Annotated in this window: 1 protein-coding gene and 1 pseudogene; both read right to left on the reverse strand. The window is 76.0% G+C overall.

The annotated features are described in order from the left end of the window. Positions 1-396: pseudogene (locus AB0I76_RS30350) on the reverse strand (PfkB family carbohydrate kinase); the annotation flags it as partial. After that, a complete protein-coding gene (locus AB0I76_RS30355) occupies positions 351-1,169 on the reverse strand; it encodes a PmoA family protein (RefSeq protein WP_357042705.1) in 819 nt (272 codons plus the stop codon). The gene AB0I76_RS30355 and the pseudogene AB0I76_RS30350, both read right to left, overlap by 46 nt. Positions 1,170-1,178: the final 9 nt, after the last annotated feature.

Raw genomic sequence — 1,178 nt, forward strand, 5'->3', positions numbered from 1 at the left:
CTCGTCGAGGCCGACGAAGACCAGGTCGGCGCGGTCGGCGAGGTCGCGCAGCACGGGGGCGGCCCGGTCGGCGGCCCAGAGCCCGGGCCGGTAATTGACGTCGAAGCTGACCAGCGCGCCGGGCGCCGGGCGGTGGGCCAGCGCGTACTCGACCAGGTCCCGGCAGGTCGCGGAGAGGGCGGCGGTGATCCCGGTCAGGTGCACCACGCGGGCGGCGGCGAGCCGGGGATGGTCGAACACCGTGCGGTCCAGCCGGGAGGCAGCCGAGCCGGCCCGGTAGTAGTGGACGCGGGTGCCCTCCGGTGCCGGGTCCTTGGCGTACAGGCCGGTGGGAGCGGCGGGGTCGACGGTCACCGCGGTGACGCCGACCCCGGTCGCGGCGACGTGCCGCACGACGAGGCGCCCGAACGGGTCGTCGCCGACCCGGCCGGCCCAGACCGCGTGGTGGCCGAGGCGGGGACGACCAGCGGCCGGTCGAACGCGAACGCCACGCAGATCCCCGGATACATCGAGGTCCGCACGAACCACCGGTCGCCGTCGCCCAGACCCGAGAAGACCAGGGTGTACGCGGCGGAGTCCGGCCCGGTCCCGGTGAACGCCAGCCACGGCTCGGCGCTGCCGTTGACCACCTCCTCCCCGTCGGCGCGGGAGGTGAACACGCGGGCCGGCGTGGCGCTGACGGCCCGCCAGAAGAACCCGCCGTACCCGGACCCGCCCGGCCGGCCGTTGGTGGCCGGGCTGCCCAGGGTGACGTCGTGGTCGTCCGGTGCGGTCAGCGTGTACGCGACCTCCAGCGCCCACGCCCGTGCGGCCACCGGACGGGCGGTCAGCTCGCGCCGCTCGGTGAGCAGCACGACGCCGTTGGGGTCACGCCATTCGAGCCGGTGCGCGAGGTGATCCGGCTCGCGGGCCTCCCAGGCGGTGTGGGCGATCCGCCCGTGGTCGTCGCGCCAGGCGTAGCCCTCGTCCTGGCGGTAGGTGCGCCCGCCCCAGAGGTTGGTGCCGTTCACGTCCGGCACGGCCAGCGACACCCCGTGGTGCCAGACGTGGTCCGCGGGGAACGCGTCGGTGACCACGGTGCCGTCGAGGGTCCGCACCGGGTGCAGGTACGGGCGGCGGCCGTGGCGGACGTCCAGCGGCGGGTCGACCACGTACCGGGCCACCGTCACGTCGCCGAC

Source organism: Micromonospora sp. NPDC049799 (assembly GCF_040656655.1).
Lineage (GTDB): Bacteria > Actinomycetota > Actinomycetes > Mycobacteriales > Micromonosporaceae > Micromonospora.